Source organism: Thioalkalivibrio sp. ALJ3 (assembly GCF_000377205.1).
Lineage (GTDB): Bacteria > Pseudomonadota > Gammaproteobacteria > Ectothiorhodospirales > Ectothiorhodospiraceae > Thioalkalivibrio.
This window is the reverse complement of sequence record NZ_KB897906.1, coordinates 352,096-365,768: the sequence shown is the minus strand read 5'-3', so window position 1 is coordinate 365,768 and position 13,673 is coordinate 352,096. Positions and strand designations below refer to the sequence as shown.

At 67.3% G+C, this 13,673-nt stretch carries 11 protein-coding genes and 1 tRNA gene; 3 read left to right on the top strand and 9 right to left on the bottom strand.

Annotated features, from left to right (window positions below; all coding sequences use genetic code 11):
- Positions 1-102: 102 nt before the first annotated feature.
- The 3 genes from C935_RS0105875 to C935_RS0105865 all read right to left on the bottom strand — a co-directional run bounded on the left by C935_RS0105875 (position 103) and on the right by C935_RS0105865 (position 1,693).
- On the bottom strand, positions 103-549 hold the full coding sequence (locus tag C935_RS0105875; RefSeq protein ID WP_155984203.1) for a hypothetical protein: 447 nt from the start codon (positions 547-549) through the stop codon (positions 103-105).
- Positions 550-844: 295 nt separating this feature from the next.
- Positions 845-921, bottom strand: a tRNA-Arg gene (locus C935_RS0105870).
- A gap of 64 nt (positions 922-985) precedes the next feature.
- On the bottom strand, positions 986-1,693 hold the full coding sequence (locus tag C935_RS0105865) for an MBL fold metallo-hydrolase (RefSeq protein ID WP_026278674.1): 708 nt from the start codon (positions 1,691-1,693) through the stop codon (positions 986-988).
- A 79-nt stretch (positions 1,694-1,772) separates the two neighbouring features.
- On the opposite strand from C935_RS0105865, the gene C935_RS0105860 reads away from it, so the two are divergent.
- Positions 1,773-2,393 (top strand): methyltransferase domain-containing protein, encoded by a 621-nt coding sequence (locus C935_RS0105860; RefSeq protein ID WP_018861588.1) that lies wholly within the window; start codon positions 1,773-1,775, stop codon positions 2,391-2,393.
- Between the two features lie 113 nt (positions 2,394-2,506).
- Positions 2,507-3,268, top strand: coding sequence for a TIGR01458 family HAD-type hydrolase (locus C935_RS0105855; RefSeq protein WP_018861587.1), 762 nt, complete (start codon positions 2,507-2,509; stop codon positions 3,266-3,268).
- Positions 3,269-3,318: 50 nt separating this feature from the next.
- Here C935_RS0105855 and C935_RS0105850 read toward each other — a convergent pair whose 3' ends face one another.
- From C935_RS0105850 to trxB, 6 genes are all read right to left on the bottom strand, one after another.
- On the bottom strand, positions 3,319-5,202 hold the full coding sequence (locus C935_RS0105850; RefSeq protein WP_018861586.1) for a DEAD/DEAH box helicase: 1,884 nt from the start codon (positions 5,200-5,202) through the stop codon (positions 3,319-3,321).
- A gap of 110 nt (positions 5,203-5,312) precedes the next feature.
- Positions 5,313-5,813, bottom strand: coding sequence for a lactoylglutathione lyase (gene gloA / locus C935_RS0105845; RefSeq protein WP_018861585.1), 501 nt, complete (start codon positions 5,811-5,813; stop codon positions 5,313-5,315).
- A 146-nt stretch (positions 5,814-5,959) separates the two neighbouring features.
- On the bottom strand, positions 5,960-6,634 hold the full coding sequence (locus tag C935_RS0105840; RefSeq protein WP_018861584.1) for a hypothetical protein: 675 nt from the start codon (positions 6,632-6,634) through the stop codon (positions 5,960-5,962).
- A gap of 195 nt (positions 6,635-6,829) precedes the next feature.
- Positions 6,830-7,585, bottom strand: coding sequence for a leucyl/phenylalanyl-tRNA--protein transferase (gene aat, locus C935_RS0105835; RefSeq protein WP_018861583.1), 756 nt, complete (start codon positions 7,583-7,585; stop codon positions 6,830-6,832).
- Positions 7,586-7,909: 324 nt separating this feature from the next.
- Positions 7,910-9,130, bottom strand: a complete 1,221-nt coding sequence (locus tag C935_RS0105825) for a GNAT family N-acetyltransferase (protein ID WP_018861581.1) — start codon at positions 9,128-9,130, stop codon at positions 7,910-7,912.
- A gap of 3 nt (positions 9,131-9,133) precedes the next feature.
- On the bottom strand, positions 9,134-10,249 hold the full coding sequence (gene trxB / locus C935_RS0105820; protein WP_018861580.1) for a thioredoxin-disulfide reductase: 1,116 nt from the start codon (positions 10,247-10,249) through the stop codon (positions 9,134-9,136).
- Positions 10,250-10,688: 439 nt separating this feature from the next.
- On the opposite strand from trxB, the gene C935_RS0105815 reads away from it, so the two are divergent.
- Complete coding sequence (locus C935_RS0105815) at positions 10,689-13,583, top strand: ribonucleoside-diphosphate reductase subunit alpha (protein WP_018861579.1); 2,895 nt, start codon at positions 10,689-10,691, stop codon at positions 13,581-13,583.
- Positions 13,584-13,673: the final 90 nt, after the last annotated feature.

The following is a 13,673-nucleotide window of genomic DNA, read 5'->3' as shown; positions in this document are numbered from 1 at the left end:
ATGATGCCGACACGCTAAGTTCACTGGAGATAGGTCGCAAGTGGCCAGCTGTCGTGCAAGGGAGGAGTAGGCGAGGACGCCTTGCCGGTGAGTGGCGGTCGTTCAACCGCGGCGCAGGCGGTCCTCTTCGCGGCTGCGTCGCTCCAGCCAGCGGCTGCCTTCCTCGGGGCCCAGCAGTGTGGCGGCCAGGGCGACCAGCGCGAACACGATCGCGGGTGCGACGGCCCCTGAAAGGGCCAGGATGTAGGCGGCATAGGCGGTGGGTACGGCGACGGCAACCGCCAGCACGACCACGCCCGGATAGGCCATGCGGTACAGCCAGCGCGGATCGACCGACAGGGCCAGCACCGCCACCGAACCCAGCAGGCCGAGAAGAATCCACCCGGCCGCCGCGGCTTCAAACTCCGCGGCCATCAGGGCGATCGCCAGCACCAGGCCCAGAGCGACGTGCCGCAGGCGGGTGGAGGCCTGTGGGGTGATCAGCGCATCCATCCAGCAGGGACGGAGGCCGGGGGAGGCGTCGGGAACGGGGCTGGTGAGTGGATACATGAGAGGTGATTTCTGGGTCGATCGAACCAACGTGTCTGTCCGGAGGCTCGAATCCTTTGAGATCGGACAAACGAAAAAGGGCAGCCCGACATGGGTGCCCTTTCTCAGGAATATGGCGCGCCCGGAAGGATAGCGGCGGCGCTGCGCGCCTGGCCCTTCCGGGTGTCGGCCGGTGGCCGACACGTTCCTCGCTGCGCTCGGGATCGAACCGACGTGTTTATCGGAGGTTCGAATCCTTTGGGGCTTTCTACAATGAAAAAGGGCACCCGGATCTGGATGCCCTCTCTCGGGAATATGGCGCGCCCGGAAGGATTCGAACCTCCGACCACCTGGTTCGTAGCCAGGTACTCTATCCAGCTGAGCTACGGGCGCATCGACTGAAGGCGCGCATTATCGCGATTGGTCCCGAGGGATGCAAGCGCCATGAGGCATTGCCTCAGCCGCGTGGGATGGGGTGGTAGGGCGTGGAGCGCACCCGGTCGTGTTCGTGCATGCGGTAGTGGACGAATTCGTCCTTGTCGTGGAAGTGCAGGAACGGGTTGCCTTGGTCCTGTTCGGCGAGGGTCGATTCGACTTTCTCCGCGTAGTTGTGCCCCGGGTGGATGCAGGTATGCGCCGGGAGCCCCTCGCGCAGCCCGTTCAGCGTATGGAACATCTGCTCCGGGTCGCCCCCGGAGAGGTCGCAGCGGCCGCAGCCGAACACGAACAGCGTGTCACCGGTAATCAGGTCGTCGCCGGCCGGCATATGGAAGCAGGCGGAGCCGGGGGTGTGGCCGGGCGTGTGCAGGAGGCGGATCTCGGTGTCGCCGAGGTTCATCGTGTCGCCGCCGTGGTGGAGTTCCGGGCGCTCCAGCTCTTTTCCCCAGAACTCGGCCTCGGGCTTGAGGATATGCAGCCGGGCATTGGGGTACTGTTCCAGGATCGCCTCGACGCCGTTGATGTGGTCGTGGTGGCTGTGCGTCAGCAGGATGTCGGAGATGGTCACGTCTTTCTCGCGCGCCTGGCTGAGGATCGCGTCCGGCTCCCAGGCCGGGTCCACCACTGCCGCGCGGCGGCTGGCCATGTCCTCGATCAGGTAGACGAAGTTCTCCATCGGCCCGAGTTCCTGGCGGTGGATGCGGTAGGGCAGGTCGTTGCGGTCCATCGGCATCTCCATTGAGTTGTTTCCATCTTGGTAGGCTCTACTACTCGAGAGGTTCCATCGTCCGCAGGGAAGGAGAGAGATGCAAAATTCCGAAGAGTCGTCCGCCGTTAACGCCGTCCTGGATGCGGAGGCCGACTGGGAGTCCCGCTATCAGGAGGGCTCCACACGCTGGGATCGCGGTGGCCCCAGCCCGTCGCTGGAGGCCTGGCTGGCGATCACCGACCTGGCGAAAGGCGCGCGGATCGTGGTGCCGGGCTGCGGCTTCGGGCACGAGGTCCCGGCCCTGGCGCGCCTCGGGTATTACCCGATTGGTCTGGATGTGGCCCCCACACCGGTGCGCCATCTGCGCGAACAGCTGGAGCGGGAGGGACTTTCGGCGGAGGTCGTCCAGGCCGATATGCTGGCATGGCAGCCGGAGACGCCGGTGGATGGGGTCTACGAGCAGACCTCCCTGTGCGCGATCCCGCCCGAGCAGTGGGCGGCCTACGAGCGGCAGCTGCATGCCTGGCTGCGCCCGGGCGGCGAGCTGTTCGCGTGCTTCATGCAGACCGGGCGCGAGGGCGGGCCGCCGTTTCACTGCGAGATGGCCGACATGCGTGCGCTGTTCCCGGACAGCCGCTGGGAGTGGCGCAATGACGCCGGGCGGACCGAGCACACCAACGGCAAGTTCGAGTTGCTTCATCGCCTGATTCGGCGTTGAATCGGGTGAAGGGCACACCCGTGCCCCGGGCCGGGGCACACGGATTCCGGCCGGATACCGCGTGACGTACCGCGGCAAGGGGGATACCCATGCTTAACTCTACGCCGGAGAGAATGGAGCAGGTCCGCGCACTGTTGCTGGACCTTTCCGGTGTGCTGTACGTGGGCGACGAGGCCCTCCCTGGCGCCATCGAGGCCGTGCGGCGGGTACAGGCCGCCGGGCTCCCGATCCGCCTGATCACCAACACAACACGCGAGCCGCGTGCAGCCATCATCGACAAGCTGGCCGGCCTCGGCTTCGCGTTCGAGCCCGCGCAGCTGACGACGGCCCCCTCCGCCATCCGCGAGCGGCTTGAGTCCGAGTCACGCACCCCGCTGCTGCTGGTACACCCGGCGCTGGAACCCGAATTCGAGGGCGTGCCCACGGGCGAGCCGGACGTGGTCGTGTTGGGGGATATGGGCGCCGCGTTCGACTACACCGTGCTCAACCGTGCGTTTCGCGTGCTGATGGAGGGCGCACCGCTGTGGGTGATGGGGACCAACCGCTATTTTCGCGAGGCGGATGGCCTGTCGCTGGATATCGGCCCGTTCGTACGCGCACTGGAGTATGCGGCCGATGTGGAGGCCGAGAACTTCGGCAAGCCGGATGCCCGGCTGTTCCATGCGGCGATTGCGGATCTGGATCTGCCACCGGAGCAGGTGCTGATGGTGGGCGACGATGTGTCGGGGGATGTGGACGGCGCGCGCGCCGCGGGTCTGGCGGCCTGTCTGGTGCGCACCGGCAAGTATCAGGACGGCGACGAACAGCGGGCACAACACCCCGGTGCCGGCCTGGCGGACTGCCTGGCCGACATCGTGGATATGCTACTGAGTTGAGGTTATCGCACGCCGGTCATCAACGGCCGGCGCGCGGGTCCTGGCGGGGATCAGGCCGAGCGGCGTTTGACCGACAGCGTGCCGTCACCGCGGCTGGCGGCGGCCTTGCGGCCCGGCGCCTTGCGCGGCTTTCCGGCGGCCGCATAGGCCGGGCGCTTGCCGTTGGCCGGGGCCGGGCCACGCCGCTTGGCGGCCGGCTTGCCCGGGCCGTGGGGCTTGCGCGCGGCCGGGGCCTGGCGCTCGGTCGCACGCGAGTCGCGGGTCGGGACGGAGCGACCCATCTCCAGGCGACGGTTGGCGACATGGATATTGCCCAGGCGGCGCACCACGGCCTCGTCCAGCGCGGCCGGCAGGTCCACATGGCTGTGGTCGTCCTGCAGGCCGATCCGGCCGATGTCGCGGCCGTTCAGGCCACCCTCGTTGGCCAGGGCCCCGACAATCGCGCCGGGGGCGATGCCGTGGTTACGCCCGACCGGCATGTAGTAGCGCACCATGTCCGCTTCCGGCCCGCGGTCCTTGCCACGGCTGGGGCGGGGGGCGCGGTCACGGTTGCGATCCACACGATGGCTGTCGCGTTCGGGGCGGCTGGCGGCCGCCGTTACGGGATCGTGGGCATTGGGCGTGCCATCCAGCGGCGTGCCCTGGGTCGCCAGGGCGAGCAGGGCGCGGGCGAGATCGCGTTCGCCCATCTGGCCGTTGGCCAGCAGCCGATCCAGGAGGGCGTCAAGCTGCGGCGACGCTTCGCCGGCCAGCTCGGCCTGCAGACGCTCGGCCAGGCGCTCCTCGCGGCGGGCGATCACTGCAGCGCGATCCGGGACCTTCTGCTCGCGCACGGGCTTGCCGGTCAGGCGTTCGATATCGCGCAGCATGCGCCGCTTGCGCGGCTCCAGGAACAGGATCGCGCGGCCCTTGCGACCGGCACGGCCGGTACGCCCGATGCGGTGCACGTAGACCTCGGCATCGCCCGGGGCGTCGTAGTTGAAGACATGGGTGATGCGCGGGACATCGATGCCGCGGGCGGCGACGTCGGTGGCCACGATCACGTCCAGGCGGCCATCGCGCAGATCGGACACCACGCGCTCGCGCTCGCCCTGTTCCATGTCGCCATTGAGCGGGGAGGCCTGCACGCCCTGGGCATTCAGGGCCTCGGCGATCTCGGCGGTGGCGGCCTTGGTGCGGGCGAACACGATCGCCGCGTCCAGTTCCGGTTCCACCTCGATCATCCGGCACAGGGCCTCGGTCTTGTGGCGCTGGTCGACCAGGCAATAGCTCTGGTCGATGTCGGTGCCGGCCTCGTTGCCAGCGCCAATGCGGATCTCCTGCGGCTCGCGCATGTGGCGGTGCGCGATGCGACGAATCGGCGCCGGCATGGTCGCGGAGAACAGCGTGGTCTGGCGTTCGGCCGGGGTCTGTTCGAGGATCCACTCGATCTCCTCGACAAAGCCCATGCGCAGCATCTCGTCGGCCTCGTCCAGTACCACCATGCGCAGCGCATCCAGCGTCAGGGTGCCGCGCTTGATGTGGTCGACCACGCGGCCGGGCGTTCCGACCACGACCTGCGCACCATCGCGCAGGGCGCGGATCTGCACGCCCATCGGCTGGCCGCCGTAGACCGGCAGGATCTCGAGCCCGTCGATACTGGCCGCGAAGCCCTCCAGGGCGGTGGCGACCTGGCCGGCCAGCTCGCGGGTCGGCGCGAGGATCAGCGCCTGCACGCGACGCTGCGCGGGATCGATCGAGTCGATCAGCGGCAGGCCGAAGGCGCCGGTCTTGCCGGTGCCGGTCTGGGCCTCGCCCAGCACGTCGTCGCCGGCCAGCAGGGCCGGGATACACGCGGCCTGGACCGGGGTCGGGGTGGTAAAGCCCAGTTGCAACAGGGCACGGGCCAACGACTCGGACAGGCCGAGTTCGGCGAAGGAGGGGGATTCGGACATCTGGAGGTACTCGGGCGGGCCGGAACAAAGGCCCGGCGAAAATCGGATGAAGCTACTCAGCGCGCATCATACACGAAATGCGGCTGTGCATAGGGGGCAGTCGAGATCTTTCAATGCCCCAGGCCGGTGAGCCGGGCGGGTTCGAGGATCTCGATCCAGTAGCCGTCCACGTCCTTTACGAAGGCGATGTCCTTCAGCCCGCCCTCGTCCGGACGCTTCACAAACTCGACGTTGTTCTCGTCGAGCCAGCGCACGGCCGCATCCAGGTCGGGCACCGAGAAACAGATGTGGCCAAAGCCCTGCGGTTCCTCGTTGCCGTCGTGGTAGTGGAAGTCGGCGTCCTTCTCCGTGCCGTAGTTGTAGGTCAGCTCCAGGATGCCGCGCTGGCTGAACATCCAGCGGGTGGCCTCGCCGCCGTCCTTGGGCGGGTGCGGCTCGTCCTCTCCGAGCTGCGCCAGGAAGTAGAGCGTGAACTCGAAGTCCGGGAAGTCCAGCGTCTTGACCAGCTGCATGCCGAACACGCGCTGGTAGAACTCCAGCGCCTTCTGCGGGTCCTTCACGCGCAGCATGGTGTGGTTCAAGCGAAAGCCTGCAGTGGGGTTGTCGCTCATGGTGCGTCCTTGTCTCGGCTAAAGGGCCTGTCCCGGAAGACTGGAACACAGGCTGCGAGGTTCCCACAAATACCGCCGTCACGCCGCGTTCGATCCCTCGTCACTGCGTACTTCGCGATAAGGGAGGATGATCCGAGACGGGTCGGCTACTGCCGGCAGAACGGCCCGAACTGGTAGAAGCGGCGGCAGCGGAACTCGGACTCGCAGCTTTGCAGCTGGGACTCGTAGCGGCTGGCCCGCTGTGCGACCTGACGCGCGGCCGCCTGGACCTGCGGCTTGCTCCGGTAACTGCCGCGGTTATAGCCGCCCTGGCCCTCGTGGTAGGCCAGATACAGGTGTTCGGGGTTGTCCAGCGAGACGCCGGTGATCCGCTGCGTGCGCGCGTTGTACCAGCCGATAAAGTCGGTCGCGTGCTTCATGTGCGTGCGCCGCGCCATCATGCTGCCGGCATCCTCGCGGTATTCGCCCCAGACCGGGTCCTGCGCTTGGGCATAGCCATAGGCGGAGGACGGCCGGCGCCACGGGATGATCCCGAGCAACCGCTCGCGATCCGGGCGCACGTGGCTACGGAACGAGGACTCCTGCTGGATGAACGACATCTGGGTGGCGATGGGCGTGCCCCATTCGCGTTCGGAGTCGCGGGCGTAGTCGTACCAGCGCGGCTGCTCGCGGAAGATCTCGCAGATATTGCTCTGGTCCGACGGCGGCGATGGCGCCAGCGTTGCACAGCCCGCCGTGATCGCGGCCAGCGCCACCAGCAGGCCCGCGCGCAGCCCATTGAGCGCCATGGCCCGCCATTCCCCCTGATATGCCTTGCCCACCCGAATCTCCCGCTCGGTTCCCCAGTGGCCGGGAGTATAAAGCACCCTCGGCCGGTGCAAAGGGCGGGTGGTGGGGGCCTTGTGACAGAGGTTGTGGGAGCGGGCTTGCCCGCGAAGCGCCTGCCCGCGTCGGACATTGGCAAGGGCCATTCGCAGGCAAGCCCGCTCCCACAAGGAGTACTTGCGACGCTTGTACTACGGGGCGGTGTTCCAGTCGGGGTCGAGCGGGCTCAGGGCGGGATCGACCCGCCAGGGTCCGGGTGCCTCGGGCGCGTGCGCGATCTCGTGGATGCGTGCGATGAACTCGCGTCGGGGCAGGGTGATCGCGCCGAGGTTGCGCAGGTGCTCGGTCTCCATCTGCACGTCCACCAGGGGCCAGTCCCAGGAGACGAGGTGGCGGCACAGCCAGGCCAGCGCGATCTTGGAGGCGTCGCGCTCGCGCGAGAACATTGATTCGCCGCAGAACAGCCGTCCCACGGCCACGCCATAGAGCCCGCCGATCAGGCGCGGGCCGTCCCAGACCTCCACCGAATGCGCGTGCCCCGTGCGGTGCATGGCGATGTAGGCCTGCTGCATGCTCGCGGTGATCCAGGTGCCTTCGGCGTACTCGCGCGGCCCGGCGCAGCCCTGGATCACCGCCTCGAACGCGCGATCGAAGCTGACGGTATAGCCGCGATTGCGGATCGCTTTTTTCAGACTGCGGTGCATCCGGAAGTGGCCCGGCTCCAGCACCGCGCGCGGATCCGGGCTCCACCACAGGATCGGCTGCCCGGCCTCGAACCAGGGGAACACGCCCGAGCGATAGGCATTCAGCAGCCGCGGCACGGAGAGATCGCCGCCGGCCGCGAGCAGGCCGTTTGGTTCGGGAAGGGCATGTGCCGGGTCCGGGAACGGCGCCTCCGGGTGTTCCGGGTCCAGCCAGGGCAGGGTGATCTGCGGGCCGGAGGTCATGGGGTGGCGCTCCATCGGCCAGAGGGCTGGCCTCCTACAGGTTGGGTCGGCCGTAGGAGCGCAGCCCCCTGCGCGATTGGGCGTGGGGATGGGTCCCATCGGCCAGAGGGCTGGCCTCCTACAGGTTGGGCCGGGCGTGCGGGGCCTTGTAGGAGCGCAGCCCACTGCGCGATTGGGCGTGGGGATGGGCCCCATCGGCCAGGGGGCTGGCCTCCTACAGGTTGGGCTGGGCGTGCGGGGCCTTGTAGGAGCGTAGCCCTCTGCGCGATTGGGCGTGGGGATGGGCTCCATCGGCCAGGGGGCTGGCCTCCTACAGGGGGTGGCTCAGGGGTGATCATTGTCGGGTTGGACTTGCCGGTAGGGCGAGTGTTCGTGCAGGCGTTCGCACTGGGTGCGCATCAGCTGGGCCTCGCGTTCGCAGAAGTCGCGCACGGGCTGGTCGAAGCCCTCGGTCAGGATCATGTGGGCGGAGTAGGTGGGCGTGGGCAGGAACCCGCGCGGGATTTTGTGCTCGCCCTGGGCGCCGGGTTCGAAGCGGGCCAGGCCTTCGCGGATGCAGAACTCGATGCCCTGGTAGTAGCAGGTCTCGAAGTGCAGGTCGGCCATCTCCTCGGTGCAGCCCCAGAAGCGCCCGTACAGGGTGTCGTGGCTGCGATAGCAAAGGGCCGCGGCGATGGTCTCGTCGTCGCCCACCTTGCCTGGGCGCCTTGCCTCGAACAGCACCACCTGGTCGCCCAGTGTCGCCGCCGTCTCCACAAAAAAGGCCTCCGACAGGGTCGGGATGCCCATGTGCTTCTCGAAGGTGTCGACGTAGAAGCGGTGGAAGCGCGCCCAGTCCTCGGGCGATCCGGTGGCCCCGGTCAGCGTGCGGAACTCGATGCCGGTCTCGGCAACGCGGCGGCGTTCGCGCTTGATGTTCTTGCGCTTTTTCGAGCTGAGCGCGGCCAGGAAATCGTCGAAGCTTCCGTAGTCGGCGTTCGTCCAGTGGTACTGGCAGCCCATGCGCTCGGCCAAGCCCAGTTCGCGGGTCACGTCCAGATCATCCTGGTTGGGGAACAGGATGTTCACGCCCGAGGCGTTCAGCTCGCGCCCACGGGTGGCCAGGGCGCGCACCAGCAGGGTGCGCAGGTGATCGAAGTCCGGCGCCTCCGGGTGCACCAGCAGGCGCGGCCCGGTGGCCGGCGTGTAGGGCACGGAGACGACCAGCTTGGGGTAGTAGTTGAGCCCGTGGCGGCTCCACGCGCTCTCCCAGGCGAAATCGAACACGAACTCGCCGTAGTTGTTGGTCTTGGCGTAGGCGGGCGCGGCCGCGATCAGCGTCCCGTCACGGAAGATCAGCACGTGCTGCGGGAACCAGCCGAACTGCCGCCCCAGGCAGCCGTGGCGCTCCAGGCCCTCCAGGAAGGCATGGCGCAGGAACGGCTCGGTGCCGCCGGTCAGGGCGTCCCAGGCGGGCTGGTCCACGTCGGCCAGGCCGTCACGCAGTTCGATGCGCTCGGCCGGGTCTTCCGGCGGGGCCGTCCGGGTATCGCCCTCGGCGCTCACGACTCAGCCGTTCTCTTCGAGGTACTTCTCCGCGTCCAGTGCGGCCATGCAGCCGGTGCCGGCGGAGGTGACCGCCTGGCGGTAGACATGATCCATCACGTCGCCGGCGGCGAACACGCCCGGTACGGAGGTTGCGGTGGCGTTGCCTTTCAGCCCGCTTTGCACCTGGATGTAGCCACCCTCCATGTCCAGCTGGCCCTGGAAGATGTCGGTGTTCGGCTTGTGGCCGATCGCGATGAACACGCCCATCAGCTCGATGTCCTTCGTCTCGCCGCTTTGCGCGTGCTTGATGCGCATGCCGGTCACGCCGGAGTCGTCGCCCAGGACCTCGTCCAGGGTGTGGTTCCATTCGATGGTGACGTTGCCGTTCTTTTCTTTCTCGAACAGCTTGTCCTGCAGGATCTTCTCCGCACGCAGGGCATCGCGGCGGTGCACCAGGGTGACCTCGGAGGCGATGTTGGACAGGTACAGCGCTTCCTCAACGGCGGTATTGCCGCCGCCGATCACCGCGACCTTCTGGTTGCGGTAGAAGAAGCCGTCGCAGGTCGCGCAGGCGGACACGCCCTTGCCCATGAATGCCTGTTCGGAGTCCAGGCCCAGATACTGGGCGGACGCTCCGGTGCAGATGATCAGTGCATCACAGGTGTACTCGCCGGAATCGCCGACCAGGCGATAGGGCTTGTCTTTCAGATGCACCGTATGGATGTGATCAAAGATCACTTCCGTATCAAAGCGTTCTGCATGTTTTTTCATGCGCTCCATGAGTTCAGGGCCCTGCACTCCCTCATTGTCGCCCGGCCAGTTGTCCACGTCGGTGGTGGTCATCAGTTGGCCGCCTTGCTCCAGGCCCGTGATCACCACCGGGTTCAGGTTGGCGCGCGCGGCGTAGACGGCTGCGGTCCAGCCGGCGGGGCCGGAGCCCAGGATCAGCAAGGGGCAGTGGCGCGGTTTCTTGTCGTCGCCGCCTTTCTTGCCCTTGGGCTCGGTCTCGCCGCCTCCGGAGAGCGAGACGGCGCCAGTCGCCGCCTGGACAGACCCGGTGGCGACGGCGGCCTTGGGCCCGGCCTTTTTCTCGGCCTTCTTGCTCTTCTTGTCGGATGGGTCCTTGGCGTCGCTCATGCGGTACTCCCTGTCAATTCGATGAATACGGCCGGCACCGGCGGTCGGACCGACGGCGCGCAAGACGGGTTCGATAAGGCGGGGATTATTGGTACCCGGCGGGGGTTTGTCCAACACCGACACCGTGCGCGAGGGTCCATCGGATGGATGCGCTTGGCGGATACCGATTCGGTAATCGCGGACCATAAAACATTTTCATGTTCGGCTTTGCTAATGCTCGGTCCGCTCAATCACAACAGCGCCGATTTATCCACCGTGGGCCGAACTGGCCGGGAATGGCGGCGGGACGCGGAATCGGCGTTTTTATCCACAGTTTGCCCACGGCTTGTGCGCCGGTTATTCGAACAGAAGGCACAATATATTGTGTCTAGGCACTTACCGATCCCCGATCTATAGTACTTCACGTCCACTACCCACAGTTACGCGTGAGGCCGCCACCATGTACAGCGACACCCCGACCGCCGAAGCCCAAGAGGGCATCCAGTACCCGCCGCAAGCCGAGCCGTCGGCCGAGGTCCTGGCGACCAGCCCGGGCCAGCACCAGGTGATCCGCCGCAACGGCAAGGTCACCGGCTTTGACGCCTCGAAGATCGAGGTCGCGGTGACCAAGGCCTTCCTTGCGGTGGAGGGCGGCAGTGCTGCGGCCAGCCGTCGCATCCACGAGATCTCCAGGGAGGTCGCCGGCCAGGTGGTGGACAGCCTGTTCCGCCGTGCCGGCACCCAGGGCATGACGGTGCACATCGAGGACATCCAGGACCAGGTGGAGCTGGCCCTGATGCGCGGCGGCCACCACAAGGTCGCGCGGGCCTACGTGATCTACCGCGAACAGCAGGCGCAAAAGCGCGCCGCCGAGGCCGCCGAGCAGGGCGTGGACGAGCAGGAAGTCGCCCCGACCCTGAACGTGACCCGCGCCGACGGCACCCAGGCGCCGCTGGACGAGGCCCGCCTGCAGGCGGTGGTGGACGAGGCCTGTGCCGGCATCGAGCACGTGGATGGCCAGAAGATCCTGACCGAGGCGCGCCGCAACCTGTTCGACGGCGTCGCCGAGAAGGACGTGGCCACCGCGCTGGTGATGGCGGCCCGCGTGATGATCGAGCAGGAGCCGAACTACTCCGAGGTCACCGCGCGCCTGCTGCTGGACTCGCTGCGCCGCGAGGCCCTGAGCTTCGTGCACGGCCGCCCGGAAGAGGCCACCCAGGCGCAGCTGGCCGAGCGCTACGCCGAGTATTTCGGCGCCTACATCCGCCGCGCCGCCGATCTGGAGCTGGTCGACAGCGAGCTGACCCGCTACGACCTCGACAAGCTGGGCGCGGCGATCAAGCCGGAGCGCGATCTGCAGTTCACCTACCTGGGCCTGCAGACCCTGTACGACCGCTACTTCATCCACAGCGACGGCACCCGCTTCGAGCTGCCGCAGGCGTTCTTCATGCGCGTGGCGATGGGCCTGGCGATCAACGAGATCGACCGCGAGGCGCGCGCGATCGAGTTCTACAACCTGCTGAGCTCGTTCGACTTCATGAGTTCCACGCCGACGCTGTTCAACTCCGGCACCCTGCGCCCGCAGCTCTCCAGCTGCTACCTGACCAGCGTGCCGGACGACCTGGACGGCATCTACAGCGCGATCCGCGACAACGCGCTGCTGTCCAAGTTTGCCGGCGGCCTGGGCAACGACTGGACCCGCGTGCGCGGCATGGGCGCCCACATCAAGGGCACCAACGGCAAGTCGCAGGGCGTGGTCCCGTTCCTGAAGGTCGCCAACGACACCGCCGTGGCGGTGAACCAGGGCGGCAAGCGCAAGGGCGCCGTGTGCGCCTACCTCGAGACCTGGCACATCGATGTCGAGGAGTTCATCGAGCTGCGCAAGAACACCGGCGACGACCGCCGCCGCACCCACGACATGAACAGCGCCAACTGGATCCCGGACCTGTTCATGAAGCGCGTGGCCGAGGACGGCGACTGGACCCTGTTCTCCCCGAACGAGACCCCGGACCTACACGACCTGGTAGGCGCCGAGTTCGAGAAGCGCTATTGCGAATACGAAGAGAAGGCCGCGCGCGGCGAGCTGCGCGTGCACAAGACCATGAAGGCCGTGGACCTGTGGCGGAAGATGCTCGGCATGCTGTTCGAGACCGGCCATCCGTGGATGACCTTCAAGGACCCGTGCAACCTGCGCAGCCCGCAAAGCCACACCGGCGTGGTCCACAGCTCCAACCTGTGCACCGAGATCACCCTGAACACCTCGGATGACGAGATCGCGGTGTGCAACCTGGGCTCGATCAACCTGGCCGCGCATGTGAACGAGGCGGGCGAGCTGGACCAGGACAAGCTCGAGCAGACCGTGAACACCGCCATGCGCATGCTCGACAACGTGATCGACTACAACTACTACTCCGTGCCGCAGGCGCGGCGCTCCAACCTGCGCCACCGCCCGGTGGGGCTGGGGGTCATGGGCTTCCAGGACGCGCTGTACAAGCTGCGCGTGCCGTATGCCTCCGAGGCGGCGGTGGAGTTTGCCGACACCTCCATGGAGGCGGTCTCCTACTACGCCATCAAGGCCTCGACCGATCTGGCCGAGGAACGCGGGCGCTACGAGAGCTTCCCCGGCAGCCTGTGGAGCCAGGGCATCCTGCCGATCGACTCGATCGACAAGCTGGCCGAGACCCGCGGCGACTACCTGCAGATGGACACCACCCAGCGCCTGGAGTGGGACAAGCTGCGCAAGCGGGTGAAGAAGGTCGGCATGCGCAATTCCAACACCATGGCGATCGCGCCGACCGCGACCATCTCCAACATCTGCGGGGTCAGCCAGTCGATCGAACCGACCTACCAGAACCTGTTCGTCAAATCGAACCTGTCCGGCGAGTTCACCGTGATCAACCCGTACCTGGTGCGCGACCTGAAAGACCGCGAGCTGTGGGACGAGGTGATGGTCAACGACCTCAAGTACTACGACGGCTCCGTGCAGCCGCTGGACCGCGTGCCGGAGGACATCAAGGCCCTGTACGCCACCGCGTTCGAGCTGGACACCCGCTGGCTGGTCGAGGCCGCCTCGCGCCGGCAGAAGTGGATCGACCAGGCGCAGAGCCTGAACCTCTACATGGCCGAGCCCTCCGGGCCCAAGCTGGACGCCCTGTACAAGCTGGCCTGGATCCGCGGGCTGAAGACGACCTACTACCTGCGCTCCATGGGCGCGACCCACGTGGAAAAGAGCACCGTGGCCGACTCCTCGCGCGCCAACAAGCTGAACGCCGTCTCCGGCGGCCAGCAGGCGGCCGAGCCCGAGGCCCCGAAAGCGTGCTCCATCCTCGACCCGGACTGCGAGGCCTGCCAGTAAGGCGGCCCCGCCCACGGGCACCGAATACGCAGCACGCACCGATCACAACGCACTGAACAAAAGGCCCGGCCACCGCGCCGGGCCGCCACC

Bases quoted from the DNA above. Each gene is read 5' to 3' on its own strand.
- C935_RS0105875 (WP_155984203.1), bottom strand. From the start codon at position 549: ATGTATCCACTCACCAGCCCCGTTCCCGACGCCTCCCCCGGCCTCCGT.
- C935_RS0105865 (WP_026278674.1), bottom strand. From the start codon at position 1,693: ATGGACCGCAACGACCTGCCCTACCGCATCCACCGCCAGGAACTCGGG.
- C935_RS0105860 (WP_018861588.1), top strand. From the start codon at position 1,773: ATGCAAAATTCCGAAGAGTCGTCCGCCGTTAACGCCGTCCTGGATGCG.
- C935_RS0105855 (WP_018861587.1), top strand. From the start codon at position 2,507: ATGGAGCAGGTCCGCGCACTGTTGCTGGACCTTTCCGGTGTGCTGTAC.
- C935_RS0105850 (WP_018861586.1), bottom strand. From the start codon at position 5,202: ATGTCCGAATCCCCCTCCTTCGCCGAACTCGGCCTGTCCGAGTCGTTG.
- gloA (WP_018861585.1), bottom strand. From the start codon at position 5,813: ATGAGCGACAACCCCACTGCAGGCTTTCGCTTGAACCACACCATGCTG.
- aat (WP_018861583.1), bottom strand. From the start codon at position 7,585: ATGACCTCCGGCCCGCAGATCACCCTGCCCTGGCTGGACCCGGAACAC.
- trxB (WP_018861580.1), bottom strand. From the start codon at position 10,249: ATGAGCGACGCCAAGGACCCATCCGACAAGAAGAGCAAGAAGGCCGAG.
- C935_RS0105815 (WP_018861579.1), top strand. From the start codon at position 10,689: ATGTACAGCGACACCCCGACCGCCGAAGCCCAAGAGGGCATCCAGTAC.